At 65.0% G+C, this 13,858-nt stretch carries 11 protein-coding genes; 10 read left to right on the top strand and 1 reads right to left on the bottom strand.

All coding sequences use genetic code 11. From position 1 onward, the window contains the following. Positions 1 to 128: 128 nt before the first annotated feature. Complete coding sequence (lolA, locus tag AOG28_RS05755) at positions 129 to 797, top strand: outer membrane lipoprotein chaperone LolA (RefSeq protein WP_054555615.1); 669 nt, start codon at positions 129 to 131, stop codon at positions 795 to 797. Between the two features lie 131 nt (positions 798 to 928). Here the strand turns inward: lolA and AOG28_RS05750 are convergent, their stop codons facing one another. Beyond that, entirely contained in the window at positions 929 to 2,296 is a 1,368-nt protein-coding gene (locus AOG28_RS05750; RefSeq protein WP_054555614.1) for a replication-associated recombination protein A, read from the bottom strand. Positions 2,297 to 2,608: 312 nt separating this feature from the next. On the opposite strand from AOG28_RS05750, the gene AOG28_RS05745 reads away from it, so the two are divergent. The 9 genes from AOG28_RS05745 to AOG28_RS05705 all read left to right on the top strand — a co-directional run bounded on the left by AOG28_RS05745 (position 2,609) and on the right by AOG28_RS05705 (position 13,637). Beyond that, on the top strand, positions 2,609 to 3,157 hold the full coding sequence (locus AOG28_RS05745) for a hemerythrin domain-containing protein (RefSeq protein WP_043331576.1): 549 nt from the start codon (positions 2,609 to 2,611) through the stop codon (positions 3,155 to 3,157). A 282-nt stretch (positions 3,158 to 3,439) separates the two neighbouring features. Continuing rightward, entirely contained in the window at positions 3,440 to 4,993 is a 1,554-nt protein-coding gene (locus AOG28_RS05740; protein ID WP_082388338.1) for an NAD-dependent succinate-semialdehyde dehydrogenase, read from the top strand. A 96-nt stretch (positions 4,994 to 5,089) separates the two neighbouring features. Further along, positions 5,090 to 6,580, top strand: coding sequence for an aminotransferase (locus tag AOG28_RS05735; RefSeq protein ID WP_054555613.1), 1,491 nt, complete (start codon positions 5,090 to 5,092; stop codon positions 6,578 to 6,580). A gap of 9 nt (positions 6,581 to 6,589) precedes the next feature. Further along, positions 6,590 to 7,693, top strand: a complete 1,104-nt coding sequence (locus tag AOG28_RS05730) for a pyridoxal-phosphate dependent enzyme (protein WP_235506956.1) — start codon at positions 6,590 to 6,592, stop codon at positions 7,691 to 7,693. 57 nt (positions 7,694 to 7,750) lie between these two features. Next, on the top strand, positions 7,751 to 8,764 hold the full coding sequence (locus AOG28_RS05725) for a cyclodeaminase (RefSeq protein ID WP_235506955.1): 1,014 nt from the start codon (positions 7,751 to 7,753) through the stop codon (positions 8,762 to 8,764). 134 nt (positions 8,765 to 8,898) lie between these two features. Further along, the gene (locus AOG28_RS05720) at positions 8,899 to 9,759 is read left to right on the top strand and encodes an HAD family hydrolase (RefSeq protein ID WP_054555611.1); all 861 of its coding nucleotides are present in this window, start codon (positions 8,899 to 8,901) and stop codon (positions 9,757 to 9,759) included. Between the two features lie 6 nt (positions 9,760 to 9,765). Then, entirely contained in the window at positions 9,766 to 10,815 is a 1,050-nt protein-coding gene (locus AOG28_RS05715; protein ID WP_082388336.1) for a DMT family transporter, read from the top strand. 264 nt (positions 10,816 to 11,079) lie between these two features. Then, on the top strand, positions 11,080 to 12,567 hold the full coding sequence (locus tag AOG28_RS05710) for a SulP family inorganic anion transporter (RefSeq protein ID WP_054555610.1): 1,488 nt from the start codon (positions 11,080 to 11,082) through the stop codon (positions 12,565 to 12,567). A gap of 179 nt (positions 12,568 to 12,746) precedes the next feature. Continuing rightward, the gene (locus tag AOG28_RS05705; protein ID WP_054555609.1) at positions 12,747 to 13,637 is read left to right on the top strand and encodes a universal stress protein; all 891 of its coding nucleotides are present in this window, start codon (positions 12,747 to 12,749) and stop codon (positions 13,635 to 13,637) included. Positions 13,638 to 13,858: the final 221 nt, after the last annotated feature.

The following is a 13,858-nucleotide window of genomic DNA, read 5'->3' as shown; positions in this document are numbered from 1 at the left end:
GTCAGATAACAGATCACTGCCAGCAGGCTGTTGGCAGCAATCATCCTGAATCGCTGAAATGGTGATGGTCAGCTGCAGGGCCTCGGTGCCGAGGCTTGCCACTGATCTTCCTCATCGCAAGGAGTTTCATGAAGACATTGTCCCGTTCTTTCGCTTCTTCGTTGACCGCTCGTCTGGCCAAGGGGCTGGGCGCCGCGCTGATGTTGGGCATGGCCGCTCTGCCAGCGCACGCCGAGGAATCGGCAGGCGATCGTCTGTCGCGCCTGCTGGAGCCGCTCAAGACCTATGCTGCCGACTTCGATCAGCAGATCCTCGATGCCTCCGGTCAGCGTCTGCAGGAAGCCAAGGGCAAGATGTGGCTGTCGCGCCCGGGCAAGTTCCGCTGGAGCGTCGATGCGCCGTACCGTCAGGAAGTGGTGTCGGATGGCAAGGAAGTCTATCTGCATGATCCGGACCTCGAGCAGGTCACCGTGCAGCCGCTGGATGAGCGTGTCACCCATACGCCGGCGCTGTTGCTGTCCGGTCGTGCCAGTGAGCTGACCGCCAACTATGCGGTCAAGCGTCAGCAGCAGGGCGCACGTGAGACCTTCACGCTGACGCCCAAACAGGCCGATACGCTGTTTGAAAGCCTCAAGCTGACCTTCGACAGCGAGCAGCTCGACATGCTGCAGATGGCGGATTCCACCGGCCAGCGCACGGCGATCGACTTCAGCAACGTGCAGTACAACCCGTCGCTGCAGGATAGCCGTTTCGTGTTCCAGATCCCGCAAGGCGCCGACGTCATTCGCGAGCAGTGATCACACCCAAGGTGCAGCGCAAATCCTGAATACGCTTGGCCAGACAGGAACGCCCGGACCAGATGGTCCGGGCGTTCTTGTCTGTGCCAGTCGCGACATGGCAATCATGTGCGCGCAGGATTCGCCGCTGATCAGCTCTGTCCGGGCGTCTCGCCACGGTCTGCGGCGGCGTCCTGCTCGCGGCGCCAGCGCTCAATCTCGGCGAAGCGCTTCTCACCACCATGCTGGGTCGGGCGGTAGAACTGCTGGGTCGGCAGCTCTTCTGGCCAGGCATCGTGGGAGCTGCCGGCCGGATAGCCATTGGGCTCGTTGTGGGCATAGCGATAGCCTTCGCCCATGCCAAGCTCCTTCATCAGCGTGGTCGGGGCATTGCGCAGGTAGACCGGCACCCCGAAGTGGGGCTGCTGGCGCACGAAGGCCTTGGCTTCCTTCCAGGCCACCTCGATGGCATTGCTCTTGGGCGCGATGGCCAGATGGATTGCCGCATGCGCGATGGCGCGCTGGCCCTCGTAGTCGCCGAGGCGCAGATAGGCGTCCCAGGCGGCGATGGTCAGCGGCAGGGCGCGTGGGTCGGCGTTGCCGACATCCTCGGAGGCAATCGCCGTCAGACGCCGCACGACATCGAGCGGGTCGCCGCCGCCATCCATGAAGCGCGCCATGTACAACAGCGCCGCGTCGGGCCGCGAGGAGCGTATCGACTTGTGGATCGCCGACAGCAGGTCGTAATAGTCATCGCCCTGCTTGTCGAAGCTCGAGGCCTGATGGCCCAGCACGGCTTCCAGCGAGCTGTCCTCGAGTATCTCGCGCGTTCCCCCCTGGGCGTCTGGCTCACGACGCACGAAGTCACAGGCGGTCTCCAGTAGGCCGAGGGCACGGCGTGCATCGCCGGAGGCCGAGCGCGCGATGCGGGTCAGCGTCTCGCGGCTGGCTTCGATGTGACGCTTGCCGAGGCCGTTGACCTCATCCTGCAGGGCGCGCGTCAGTACCTCGATCAGGTCGTCCGTCTCCAGGGCCTTGAGCACATAGACCCGCGCCCGTGACAGCAAGGCCGAGTTGACCTCGAAGGACGGGTTCTCGGTGGTCGCGCCGATCAGCGTCAGCAGGCCGGATTCCACGTGCGGCAACAGGGCGTCCTGCTGGCTCTTGTTGAGGCGGTGGATCTCATCGAGAAACATCACCGTCTGGCGATCGCTGGCCTGGAAGTGTCTGGCGCGCTCCACCACCTCGCGGATGTCCTTGACGCCGGCCATCACCGCCGAGAGCTGCTCCAGATGGGCATCACAGCCCTTGGCGAGAATCTCGGCCAGCGTCGTCTTGCCGACCCCCGGCGGCCCCCACAGGATCATCGAGCGCACCACGCCGGAGGCCACCATCTGGCGCAGCGGCATGTCAGGCCCGACCAACGCTGTCTGTCCGATGTAGTCATCCAGGGTGCGGGGACGCATGCGGAAGGCCAGTGGCGCATGGGAATTCGAGGCGGTATCGGCAAAAAGATCCATCGGCGAGTCTGGCTCCGGCAGGCGTGGGGCAGTATTGCGCTCATCATGGCCGATCCTGCAGGACTGTACAAATCAGCAGGGGCGGCGCGGTCAGTCAGCGGCCTCAGGCCGCGCGTGACATTGCACCAGACTGTCATGTTTTCCTGACAGCATGACACGCTCATTTAGGCAATCCCACCCAACGTCTAACTGGCGCTCGGGGGATGTGTCCTACACTTCTAGGTGACGACATTGCTACATTCGGTAGCAATGCCCGAGGCGGCAGCGCTGTCTGCCAGCATCGGCCACCTGTTCCGTAAGGAGGAGGAAGTCATGCCCAATGTGACTCAGCTGCGCCAGGACCACGCCAACATGGCCCGTCTGCTGCACGTGCTTTCGCACCGCCACAAGACGCTCGTCAGTGGTGAGCGTCCCGACTTTCGCATGATGCGTGAGGTGGTGGATTACATTCTCGATTACATGCAGGGCTTCATCATTCCGCTGGAGCGTCAATGCACCCAGATGCTGTGCGAACGCTCCGAAGACGCCGCGCCACTCTGTCAGCGCCTCATCCAGCAATATCGCACCCTGCACGAGCGTCTGGACAAGCTGTCCGACAATCTCGACAGCATCCTGATGGACCAGATCATCCCGATGGATCAGTTCAATGCCGACCTGCGCGAGTATGTGGAGGCACACCGTGACTATCTACGTGCCGAGCGCCAGGAGCTGTTCCCGCTGATGCGCGACAACCTCAGTGACGAGGAATGGCAGCAGCTGACCGATGCCATCCCGCATGCGCGCACCGAGCTTGAGCGCCTTCAGGAAGCCTACCCGGAACTCTACGCCGAGCTGACCGAGAGTGATGTCGTGACCGCCTGAGCCACGTCGGTCCGATCAGTGACGTTCTGACTCTTGATGTTATGAGCCATGCCGCTCTGATCTATAACGGTCTAGTCAGGAACTCGCCACACAGAAAGAATCCGCACTTTGCCCGCCACAACAGAAAGAACGCCAAGTCGTTGGCGGGTATTCCGAAAGTCTCCACGTCCCATCTCCCCCACACTGAGGTCATCACATGACGCCCGCCGCGTTTCGGTGGGCGTTGTCTTTGGCGGTGTTCCGCCTTCTCAGATGACGGCCGTGCGGCCCGGGAGACAAGCGATGAGTGCTCAATCTCTTGCACGACAGTGGGCAACTTCCCAAGACGGAGCGACGTCCGAGCCCACCCAGTTCGCCAGCCAAGGCATTGCCTTGGAAGACCCGCGCCTGTTTCGCCAGCTCGCCTACGTGAATGGTTGCTGGGTACATGGCGAAAGCGGGCGTGAGGAGGCGGTCTTCGACCCCGCCACCGGCGAGCGTCTCGGTCAGGTGCCGTGGCTCGAGGAGGCGCAGATCGACGCCGCCATCGCCACCGCCGATGCGGCCCAGCGTGAATGGCGCAAGCTGCGCGTCGACCAGCGCGGCGAGCTGCTGGATGCCTGGTACGACCTCATCCGCGCCCACAAGGAAGACCTGGCCATGCTGATGACGCGTGAGCAGGGCAAGTCGCTCGACGATGGGCGCGGCGAGGTGGAATACGGCGCCAGCTTCGTTCACTGGTTCGCCGAGGAGGGCAATCGTGCCTTCGGCGAGACCATTCCCAGCCATATCCCGAATGCCGCGCTGGGCACCGTGCGTGAGCCTATCGGTGTCGCGGCGCTGATCACGCCATGGAACTTCCCGCTGGCGATGATCACCCGCAAGGCCGCGGCCGCGCTGGCGGCGGGCTGCACGGTGCTGGTCAAGCCGGCCGGCGAGACGCCGTTCTCGGCGCTGGCGCTGGCGGAGCTGGCCGAGCGTGCCGGCATTCCCGCCGGTGTCTTCAGCGTCATCACCGGCGAGGCCTCCGAGGTCTCCAGGCAGCTGTGTGATGACCCGCGCGTCGCCGGGCTGTCATTCACCGGCTCCACCCGGGTCGGGCGTCTGCTGCTGAAACAGTGCGCCGACAGCGTCAAGCGTGTCTCGCTGGAACTGGGCGGCAATGCGCCCTTCATCGTCGGGCCGGACATGGATCCCGAAGAGGCTGCGCGCGCCGCCGTCGATGCCAAGTTCCAGACCTCCGGTCAGGACTGCCTCGCGGCCGACCGTATCCTGGTCCACGACAGCCTCTACGAGGACTTCCTGAGCCACTTCGCGCGCATCATGAAGCAGCTCAAGGTCGGCAATGGTCAGGTGAAGGGAATCGACCTTGGCCCGCTGATCCACCGCGACGCCGTCGCCAAGGCGCAGACCATCGTCGATGACGCCGTCGAGCGCGGCGCGCGGCTGATCCACGGCGACCAGAGCATGGCGCCGGGCCCCAACTTCTTCATGCCGGTGCTGCTGGCCGACATCACGCCTGACATGCGCGTCTGGCGCGAGGAAACCTTCTCGCCGGTGGCCGGCATCACCGCCTGGCACGATGAGGAAGAGGTGATCGCGATGGCCAACGACACCGAATACGGCCTCGCCGCCTACGTCTATACCCACGATGTGCGCCGCATCTGGCAACTGATGCGTGGCCTGCGCTTCGGCATGGTCTCGGTCAATTCCGTCAAGATGACCGGCGCGCCGATTCCCTTCGGCGGCGTCAAGCAATCCGGCCTGGGTCGCGAAGGTGGCCGTCAGGGGCTCGAGGAATATCTCGATATCAAGTACTACTGTCTGGGTGGACTGGAAAGCGCCTCCGGAAGTTGAGACGGACATCCTTCACTGTCACATGTCGATCATGGCGACCGGTGGCCATTGAGCACCGCCGGTCGATCGCCCCTAGTTGAGCATTCGGAGAGTCACATGAGCACCGATAACACCCTGAGTCAGGCCGCCAGCTTCGACGACGCGACCTCGACAGATGAGCTGATTCGCCGTGATCGCAAGGTCACCTTCCATGCCTCGACCCACCTGCGCGATTACGCTCAGGGCGATGCACCGGGCCGCGTAATCACCGGTGGCGAAGGCATCCGCATCCGTGAGCGTGACGGGCGCGAGCTGATCGACGGCTTCGCCGGCCTCTACTGCGTCAACATCGGTTACGGGCGCACGGAAGTCGCCGATGCCATCCACGAGCAGGCCCTCAAGCTCAGCTACTACCACACCTATGTCGGCCACTCGAACGAGCCGCAGATCGCGCTGTCCGAGAAGATTCTCGAACTGGCCGGCCCCGACATGTCCAGGGTCTATTACGGCATGTCCGGCAGTGATGCCAACGAGACCCAGCTCAAGCTGGTGCGCTATTACCACAACGTGATCGGCAAGCCGGAGAAGAAGAAGGTCATCTCGCGCTGGCGCGGCTATCACGGCTCCGGCATCGCCTCAGGCTCGCTGACCGGGCTGGCGGCCTTCCATGATCACTTCGATCTGCCGATTCCCGGCATCCTGCACACCGAGGCGCCGGATTATTACCGGCGTCCCGCCGAGTGCGCCGAGATGAGCGAGCGCGAATTCTCCACCTGGTGCGCCGAGAAGCTCGAGGCGATGATCCAGGCCGAAGGGCCGGAGACCGTCGGCGCCTTCATCGGCGAGCCGGTGCTGGGCACCGGTGGCATCGTGCCGCCGCCGGAGGGCTACTGGGAGGCCATCCAGGCCGTGCTCAAGCGCCACGACATCCTGTTGATCTGCGATGAGGTGGTGTGCGGCTTCGGGCGCATCGGCAGCCAGTTCGGCTACCAGCACTTCGGCATCAAGCCGGACCTGGTCACCATCGCCAAGGGCCTGACCAGCGCCTATCAGCCGCTGTCCGGGGTCATCGTCGGCGACCGCGTGTGGAAGGTGCTGGAGCAGGGCACCGGCGAATTCGGCCCCATCGGCCACGGTTGGACCTACTCCGGCCATGCGCTGGGCGCCGCCGCCGGTGTCGCCAACCTGGAGATCATCCGCCGCGAGGGCCTGGTCGACAACGCCCGTGATACCGGCGCCTATCTGCAGAACGCCATGCAGGCAGCTTTCGCCGATCATCCCATCGTCGGCAATGTGCGTGGCATCGGCCTGTTGGCGGCGCTGGAGTTCTCGCCGCAGCCGTCACAGCGCAAGGCGTTCGACTCAGCGCTCAAGGTCGGCCCGCGCATCTCCGCGGCAGCCCTCGAGGAAGGCCTGGTCGCTCGCGCCATGCCGCAGGGCGACATCCTCGGCTTTGCGCCGCCGCTGGTGGTCACCCCCGAGGAAATCGATGACATCGTCGCCCGCGCGCGTCGCGCCGTGGACAAGGTGCATCAGGAGCTTGTCGACAATGGCGATCTCTCTTCCAGTGATCCCGCCTCTGGTGACCCCGCTTCTGGTGACAAGTAGGTTATGGCATTGACCCTACCCCCGCTCAAGAGCACACGGGAAACGCCGCTGGCGCTGGCCGATATCTATGCCGCGCGCCAGCGGCTGTTTCATTCATCGACGGCCACGGGCGTCGAACGCACGGCGCTGGTGCCTTCACCGGCGTTGTCGCGACGCTTCGATGCCGAGATTCTGCTCAAGCTGGAGACCCGCCAGCCCACCGGTGCCTTCAAGCTGCGTGGGGCCAGCAATCTGCTGGCCGCCGTGGCGGAGCAGGCCTCCGGCGAGGCCTTCGAGCGCCTCCAGCGCGGCGTGACCACCGCCTCCACCGGCAATCATGGTCGTGCGCTGGCCTACGCCGCGATGCGCCGTGGCCTCAGAGCGGTCATCTGTCTCTCCGAGCAGGTGCCCGCCAACAAGGTGCGTGCCATCGAAGCGCTGGGTGAGCTGGGCGGTGCCACTGGCGGCAGTGTCGAGGTACGTCGGGTCGGGCGCAGCCAGGACGAGGCCTTCCACGAGGTCAATCGGCTGGTCGAGGAGGAGGGCATGCTGGCGGTGCCACCCTTCGATAACCCGCTGATCGCGGCCGGTCAGGGCACCATCGGGCTTGAGTTGATGGAGGATTGCCCGCAGCTCGATCAGGTACTGATCGGACTGTCCGGCGGCGGCCTGCTCGGCGGCATCGGGGCGGCGCTCAAGGCGATTCGCCCCGAGACGCAGGTGCATGGCATCAGCCTCACCGAAGGCGCGGCCATGTGGCATAGCCTGCAGGCGGGCACACCGGTGGAGGTGGAAGAGGTCGCCAGCCTCGCCGATTCGCTGGGCGGCGGCATCGGGCTTGGCAATCACACCACGCTGCCGCTGGTGCACCGCGTGATGGATGAACACCATCAGGTCAGCGAGCGCGCCATCGCCCGCGCCATGCTGATGTTGCTGGAAGAGGAGAAGCTGCTGGTCGAGGGCGCCGCCGTGGTCGGGCTTGCCGCACTCGAAGCCTCGCGGCTGGGCGAGACCGACTCCGCGCTGGCCGAGTCGATCCGCGGCCAGCGTGTCGCGCTGATCATCAGCGGCAATGGTGTCAGTCTGGAGACCTTCGATCAGGCCCGAGCGCTGCTGGCGGACGCTCAGCAGTGATTTTTCGCCCATGGCTCAAAGCGTGAGACAGATGACGGCACACCAGGAGGAGGGCGCATGACGGAACCGACTCAAGAAAGCATGCAGACGTATTCCCGTGAACAGATCGAGCAGGTCGTGGGGCTGGACGCCACGGCACTGGGCACCATTCGCGATGCCTTCATCGCGCTGGGCCAAGGCAAGGTGGTGCAGCCGCCGATCCTGTCGATGGCCATCGAGGAGGCCAACGGCGAGGTGGACGTCAAGACCGCCCATATCCAGGGGCTCAAGCACTTCGCGATCAAGATCAGCCCCGGCTTCTTCAACAATCCCGCTCGTGGCCTGCCAAGCCTCAATGGCCTGATGGTGGTGTTCTCCGCCGAGACGGGGCTGGCCAAGGCCCTGCTGGATGACGGCGGCTATCTCACCGCCATTCGCACCGCACTGGCCGGTGCCGTGGCGGCAGAGGCCTTGTCACGCCCCGACAGCAAGCGTGTCGCGTTGATCGGCGCCGGTGAGCAGGCGAGCCTGCAGCTGGAGGCGCTGCGGCTGGTGCGCGACATCGAGAGTGTCGATGTCTGGGCGCGTGACAAGGAGCGCGGCGAGCGCTTCGCACGCGACACCGAGCAGCGCCTGGGCCTCACCGTGCGCAGCCATGACAGCCTGCATGCGGTGTGTCAGAACGCCGATATCATCATCACCGCCACGCCGTCCCACACGCCGCTGCTGGATTACTCGATGCTGCCGGAAGGCGTGCATGTCACCGCGATGGGCTCCGACAGCCCCGAGAAGCGTGAGCTGGAAGCCGATGTGCTGACCGATTGCGACTACTTCGTGTGTGACAGCCGCGCCCAGTCGGAAATCAATGGCGAGCTGAAGGGGCTGGATGAAGACCAGGCCAAGGCATGCGAGGTCTACGAGCTGGGCAAGCTGCTGGCCGATGGACGTCGTCTGCGTGAGGGTGACCAGAACAGCGGTGAACAGGCTGAAACCGCCACTGATACTCTCATCACGGTGGCAGACCTTACCGGCACCGGCGTGCAGGACACCGCGATTGCCAGCCTGGCGCTCGCTCGACTCGCCCAGCGCTAGCGCCGCACGCAGCGACAGCGGGTCATGAAGGCGCGACGGACTTGCCCAGCGCGGCGCCGCATGCGAGGGTCACGCAGTAACGGCAGGAAGCCGTTGACTCCCTCGTCCACTCGGAGCCTGTCGTGACTCGAACCATGCCCTCACCCTCTGCTGCGCCGCGCGCCCTCAATGCTGCCCCCGGGGTAGAGGTCCGCCGCTCGCCGCTGGCGGACCTCTGTGCCGACTGCGATGCCGTGACGCTGCTGCCACCGTTATCCCCGCCGGGTGAGGGGTATCTGCGCCATTTCTGCCAGCTGGATTCTCCGCTGGCGGTGTTCGATCTCGACGATACCCTGCTCGATGGCGACTGCACCGGCATGTGGATGCGCTGGATGGCAGCCTGTGGCTGGATCGAGGATGTCGAGGCCTTCATGGCCATCGGCGAGCGCCACCAGAGCGAGTATCACGCCGGCACCCTGGATATCCACGAGCACACCGGCCATCTGCTCAGCCCGCTCATCGGACGGCATCGCGATGAGGTGCGTCGTGAAGTCGATGATTTCGTGGAAGAAATGGTGATGCCGCGTCTGCTGGAAGGCGGCATCGCACGGCTGGCCGAACACGGCGAGGCGGGCCATCGCACCCTGATCATCTCCGCCTCCATGCATCATCTTGTCGGCCCCATCGCCAGTCGCCTGACCGCCGATGGCGCGCTGGCCACCCATCCTGCCTTCGATGATCAGGGCCGCTTCACCGGCGAGACCACCGGCATCGTCACCTTCCGCGAAGGCAAGCTGGCGGCGCTGGATGCCTGGCTGGAAGACGCCAGCCAGCTAAAGCGTGCGCCGCAGGCACTGTGGGGCTACTCCGATTCCCACAACGACCTGCCGCTGCTCGAGCGGGTTGATCATCCCCACGCCACCCAGCCGGATGCGCCGCTGCGCCAGTTCGCCGAAGCGCGTGGCTGGCCGGTGGTCGACTGGCGCCAGTCGCACCTGTCCATCGAATCGGACTGAGCGTGCATGAAGCCGTCGACTGACTCCCACCTTTCCCGTGATCACAGCCCGGATGCCAGAGCCCTGCAGGCGCGTGGCGTCGCGCTGACGGCGCTGGGCGTGCTGCTGATCTCGCCGGATGCGCTGTTGCTGCGCCTCGCCGATGTCGCCGATGGCCCGCTGGTGTTCTGGCGGGGGTTGCTGACGGCCATCGGCTTTGCGCTGATTCTGCTGCTCACCCAGCGCGGCGGGCCTGCCCAGCGCTTCGCCAGTGCGCTGGCGCGCATGCGTGGCTGCGGGCGCACGGGGCTATGGGTCGCGCTGCTGTTCACCGGCTCCACGCTGGGCTTCGTGCTCGCCAATCAATACACCCGCGCCGGCAATGTGCTGATCATCCTCGCTGCCAGTCCGCTGTTCGCGGCGCTTATGTCGCGGCTATGGCTGGGCGAGCGCCAGCCGCGCCATGTATGGGGCGCGATTCTGGTCTCGCTGGCGGGTATCACGCTGCTGGTGATGGATGAGGCGGGCAGCGGCTCGCTGACCGGCAATCTGCTCGCGCTGGGCTGCAGCCTGTCACTGGCGGGCAACTTCACGCTGTGCCGTACGCGCCCGGGGCTCGACATGAGTCCGATGCTGACACTGTCGGGGCTTCTGACCGCGCTGTGCGGCCTGCTGTCCTGCACGTGGTTGGCAGTCTCTGGGGTAGGAGAGGGTGCAGGAGAGGTCCTCGAGAGCGTGCTCACCCAGCTATGGCCCTCGCACAGTGATGATTTCGCCCAGCGCGCCGGCTGGCTGGTGCTGCTGTGTCTGGTGCTCTCGCCGCTGGGCTTCACGCTGATCCAGCGCGGCCCGCTGTACCTGCCGTCCGCCGAGGTGGCGCTGCTGATGCTGCTGGAAAGCGTGTTCGGCATCCTGTGGGTGTGGTGGGTGCTGGACGAGTCGCTGACCGTGCGCGGCTGGGTAGGCGGCGCCATGGTGCTGGGCGCGATGCTGATCAAGAGCCTGATCGACCGCCGCCTGCGTCACCTGCAGGCCACGCGTACGCCTTCTGCGGATGCGTCTGCGGGCGGCAACTGATACAATCCCGCCCATCCCCGAGTTTATTCACTGTCAAATGACAGCCCTCTGGACGCCTCACGGCGACCGGAGCGAATAGCTCATGGCGCGAAGAAAGCCACAGGGCGACCGGAAACGACGGCGACTTCACGACGCGAGCCAGGCGCGAGCGGCACTGCCCCTGACGGCAGTGATGAAGATTGCAACAACCGGACGCCAGACTGACTCGACAGCGCCAGGATTCAGCACGCACACCACCTTCCCCAACCTGTTGCGGACGACTCGATGACAAGCAGCCTCAAACAGCAGTGGCTCTCCAACCTCCGGCCCGACATCCTGTCCGGCCTGGTGGTGGCGTTGGCCCTGATCCCCGAAGCCATCGCCTTTTCCATCATTGCCGGTGTCGACCCCAAGGTCGGCCTGTATGCCTCCTTCTCCATCGCCGTGGTGACCGCCATCGCCGGTGGCCGTCCGGGCATGATCTCCGCCGCCACCGGTGCCATGGCACTGCTGATGGTCGACCTGGTCAAGGACCACGGCCTGGAATACCTGCTGGCCGCCACCGTGCTGACCGGCGTGATCCAGATCATCTTCGGCTACTTCAAGCTCGGCTCGCTGATGCGCTTCGTGTCGCGCTCGGTGGTCACCGGCTTCGTGAATGCGCTGGCGATCCTGATCTTCATGGCCCAGCTGCCGGAGCTGACCAACGTCACCTGGCACGTCTACGCCATGACGGCGGCCGGTCTCGGCATCATCTACCTGCTGCCGCTGGTGCCGAAGGTCGGCAAGCTGCTGCCGTCGCCGCTGGTCTGCATCATCGTGCTGACCATCTTCGCCATGGTCGTCGGTCTGGATATCCGTACCGTCGGAGACATGGGCGAGCTGCCGGACAGCCTGCCGGTGTTCCTGATTCCGGACATCCCCTTCAATCTGGAAACCCTGTGGATCATCCTGCCGTACTCGCTGCCGCTGGCGGTCGTGGGTCTGCTGGAATCCCTGATGACGGCCACTCTGGTCGATGACCTGACCGATACGCCGTCCGACAAGAACCGTGAGTGCAAGGGCCAGGGCGCAGCCAACGTCGTCACCGGCTTCCTCGGCGGCATGGCGGGTTGCGCGATGATCGGCCAGACGATGATCAACGTGAAGTCCGGCGGTCGTACGCGTCTCTCCACCATGGTGGCGGGTGTCGTGCTGCTGATCCTGGTCGTGTTCCTCGGCCCGTGGGTCTCGCAGATTCCGATGGCCGCTCTGGTCGCGGTGATGATCATGGTCTCCATCGGCACCTTCTCCTGGCAGTCGATCCGTGACCTCAAGACCCACCCGATGTCCACCAACATCGTCATGCTGGGCACCGTGGCCGTCGTGGTCGCGACCCACAACCTGGCGATCGGCGTGCTGGTCGGCGTGCTGCTCTCGGCGCTGTTCTTCGCCAACAAGATCGGTCAGGTGCTGCATATCGGCAGCGACATGAATGCCGATGGTCGTACCCGCGAATACCGTGTGGTCGGTCAGGTGTTCTTCGCCTCCAGCGAGCAGTTCCAGGCCGGTTTTGACCTCAAGGAGACCGTCGAGCGCGTCGTCATCGACGTCAGCCGTGCGCACTTCTGGGACATCACCGCCATCGGCGCGCTGGACACCGTGGTGGTCAAGTTCCGCCGCGAGGGTACCGAGGTCGAGGTGCGTGGCCTCAACGAAGCCAGCGCCACGCTGGTGGATCGCTTCGCGGTGCATGACAAGCCGGATGCGGTCGAGAAACTGATGGGTCATTGATCCCGTTGGTGCCACCCGCCTGAACGAGGGCGGCGGCGCCAGCAGCGTGATTGATGCGTAAAGACGGCGGGCAGTCCTTCACGGGCTGCCCGCCGTTTGCGTTGGTGGGGTCGGAAAGTGGTAATCTCGAAACAGGCGCCTGAAGCGCCACCTTGATCGTCAGCATAAGGAAGCACGCCATGAGCCAATCCTCTGCCAGTGCCCTGACAGGCCATGACAAGGTCACCGCCTGCATTGACGGCTCCGCCTTTGCCGTCTCCGTGTGTGATGCCGCCGTATGGGCAAGCCAACGTCTCTCAGCGCCGCTGAGCTTCCTGCATGTGATCGACCGCCAGGAAGGGGCGGGCGAGACCAACAGTGATCTCTCCGGCAGCATCGGGCTCGGCGCGCGCGAGCACCTGCTGGAAGAGCTCGCCACCCTGGATGAGCAGCGCGGGCGTATCGCCCAGGAGCAGGGCCGCCTGATGCTGGAGGCCGCCTACGAGCGCGCCGTGCAGGCGGGTATCGCGGAGCCGCGCCCACGCCAGCGCAATGGCGAGCTGGTCGAGACCCTCGCGGAGCTGGAAGACGAGATTCGCCTGCTGGTGATCGGCAAGCGCGGCGAAGGGGCGGAGCAGGCCAGCGAGCACCTGGGCAGCAATCTGGAGCGCGTGATTCGCAGCCTGCATCGTCCGGTGCTGGTGGTGCCGGGCGAGTTCAATCAGCCGACGCGGGTGCTGATCGCGTTCGATTGCAGCACCACCATCAAGCGCGCCGTCGAGGTATTGGCGGCAAGCCCGCTGTTGCAAGGCGCGGAGCTGCATCTGGTGATGGTCGGCGCGGAGTCGGTGGAGCATCAGGCCCCGCTGGACGCCGCGCGCGACACCCTCGCCGCGGCAGGTTTCAGCGTGCAGGCCAGCTTCAGAGCAGGGGAGGTGGAAGCCTGCCTGCGCGAATATGCCAAGGAACACGCCATCGACATGCTTGTGATGGGCGCCTATGGCCACTCGCGTATCCGTCAGCTGCTGGTCGGCAGCACCACCACCGAGATGATTCGCAACGCCACGGTGCCGCTGCTGATCCTGCGCTGAGCCGCTCCTGAGTCGCTTGTGCGGCTCTGAGCATTGGCTGATGAGCGAGCCGTTCCATCATTGCCGTGACGCCGCGCATCCGTAATTTCTCGGGCGCGGCGTCTTGCTGTCTGGCGGGTGTCTTCGTATACCGGCAGTCTAGAATTCACGCACGCTTTCCTGCATCACCGGCAGCACGCGTGAAACAAAAGGTGTCACCACAAGAGCCACCACAAGAGACC

Source organism: Cobetia sp. UCD-24C, from assembly GCF_001306765.1.
Classification (GTDB): domain Bacteria; phylum Pseudomonadota; class Gammaproteobacteria; order Pseudomonadales; family Halomonadaceae; genus Cobetia; species Cobetia amphilecti.
Note: the sequence above shows the minus strand (reverse complement) of the source record. Positions and strands in the feature narration are given on the sequence as shown.